Annotated in this window: 2 protein-coding genes; one reads left to right on the top strand and one right to left on the bottom strand. The window is 73.2% G+C overall.

All coding sequences use genetic code 11. From position 1 onward, the window contains the following. Positions 1–50: 50 nt before the first annotated feature. Positions 51–842, top strand: coding sequence for a class I SAM-dependent methyltransferase (locus Q0444_RS09495; protein WP_291083627.1), 792 nt, complete (start codon positions 51–53; stop codon positions 840–842). Positions 843–901: 59 nt separating this feature from the next. Here the strand turns inward: Q0444_RS09495 and meaB are convergent, their stop codons facing one another. Beyond that, the gene (gene meaB / locus Q0444_RS09490) at positions 902–1,876 is read right to left on the bottom strand and encodes a methylmalonyl Co-A mutase-associated GTPase MeaB (protein WP_367179751.1); all 975 of its coding nucleotides are present in this window, start codon (positions 1,874–1,876) and stop codon (positions 902–904) included. Positions 1,877–2,105 lie beyond the last annotated feature (229 nt).

Here is a 2,105-nt window from a genome sequence, read left to right as displayed (position 1 = left end):
AGCCTAACCTTAGTTGGTCGCGCCCGCGACGCCCGAGGAAGGACGCCCGAATGACCACCATCCCGCTCCCCCAACACGACCGCGACGCGGAGTCGGTCGCCGGCCACTGGCTCCTGGCACGCGTGGGCAAGAAGGTCCTGCGTCCCGGAGGCCGAGAGCTGTCCGAGTGGCTGGTCTCGGCCACGAGCGTCGCAGGTCGGCGCGTGGTGGAGTTCGCCCCCGGGCTCGGCCTCACCGCCACGCTCCTGCTCGACTCCGGCCCCGCCTCCTACACCGGCGTGGATTCCGACCCCGAGGCGGTCGAAGTCACCCGAGACGCCATCGGCGGCCGCGGCGACCTCGTGGTGGCCACCGCGCAGGAGACCGGACTGGAGACCGGCGCCGCGGACATCGTGGTGGGCGAGGCGATGCTCACCATGCAGGGAGATGCGGCCAAGCAGCAGATCGTGGCCGAGGCCGGCCGGGTCCTGGAACCCGGTGGACACTACCTGGTGCACGAGCTGTGCCTGGTGCCCGACGACCTGGACGACGAGATCAAGACGAGCATCCGCAAGGACCTCGCCCGGTCGATCCGCGTCAACGCCCGCCCGCTCACCGTGGCCGAGTGGACCCGTCTGTTCGACGGGGCAGGCTTCGAGGTCGAGCGCACCGAGCTCCGGCCCATGGCGCTGCTGCAGCCCAGGCGGATGCTGGAGGACGAGGGGCTGGTCGGCATGGCGCGGATCGTCCGCAATCTCATCCGGGATGCCGATGCGCGTCGTCGGGTCCTGGCGATGCGGAAGACCTTCACGACCCACGACCGTCACATGAGCGCGGTCGGGTTCGTCCTGCGCAAGCGTTGACCGCACCGAGGGCCCGGCTCATGCCGCGGGGCACTCGGGAAGTGAGCCCGGGGCGCGCGCTAGGAGTCGAAGGCGTCGATGATCGCCTGGGCCGCGAGGGCCGCCGTGAGGGTGCCCTCGCGGACCCGTTGCTCCACCTCCGGCGCGACGCGGCGGACGTCGGGGTCGGCGGCGAGGCGCGCCATGAGCGTGTCGTGCACCATCGAGCGGGTCCACTCGACCTGCTGGCGGGCCCGGCGGGCCTCGACCTCCCCGATCGCGGCCATGGTGTCCTGATGCGAACGGACGGCGGTCCAGAAGTCGTCCAGGCCCTCGCCCTCGAGCCCCGAGATGGTGAGGACGGGGACCTTCCACGTGGCGTCGGTCGGCCGGACCAGTCGCAGCGCCGCCGCGAGTTCACGGGCGGCGCGCCTGGCGTCCTTGACGTGGGGGCCGTCGGCCTTGTTGACCGCCACCACGTCCGCCAGCTCCAGCACGCCCTTCTTGATGCCCTGGAGCTGGTCCCCGGTGCGGGCCAGGGTGAGGAAGGTGAAGCAGTCGACCATCCCCGCGACGGTCACCTCGGACTGTCCCACCCCCACGGTCTCCACCAGGATCACGTCGAAGCCCGCGGCCTCCAACAGGACCATCGTCTCGCGGGTGGCCTTGGCGACGCCGCCGAGCGTGCCGGACGTGGGTGAGGGCCGGATGTAGGCGCGGGGCTCGGTGGAGAGGGTGGCCATCCGGGTCTTGTCGCCGAGGATCGAGCCGCCGGTCCGGGTGGAGGAGGGGTCGACGGCGAGGACAGCGACCTTGTGCCCGCGCTCCACCAGGTAGAGCCCGAACGACTCGATGAAGGTGGACTTCCCGACGCCGGGGACGCCGGTGATGCCGATCCGCAGCGCCCCGCCAGCGTGCGGGAGCGCGCCCAGGAGAAGCTCCTGCGCCTTCTCCCGGTGCGCCGGGTTGGTGGACTCGAGCAGGGTGATCGCCCGCGCCAGGACGGGCCGCCGGTCGGCCAGCACGCCCTCGAGCAGCGCGTCGACGTCGATCACGCGACGCGGTCGGGGGCCCGAGGCGGTCCGCACCCGGCCCCGGACCGCACCCGCGGCGGCCGCGGGGGGAAGCGCGCCGGGGGGGGTACCCGTCCCCGCGGGGTCCCGGCCCGGACCCGGGGCCCCCCCACCGGGGCGCGCTCGGGCCGTGGTGGTTGACCTCACGCCCACCCCCCCGCCGATCGCGGACTGCGCGCGCTACGATACGGTGCGAGGCTTCGATGCAGCG

Source organism: uncultured Dietzia sp., assembly GCF_937873725.1.
Lineage (GTDB): Bacteria > Actinomycetota > Actinomycetes > Mycobacteriales > Mycobacteriaceae > Dietzia.
This window is presented reverse-complemented; position numbering and strand designations above follow the sequence as displayed.

Bases quoted from the DNA above. Each gene is read 5' to 3' on its own strand.
- Q0444_RS09495 (WP_291083627.1), top strand. From the start codon at position 51: ATGACCACCATCCCGCTCCCCCAACACGACCGCGACGCGGAGTCGGTC.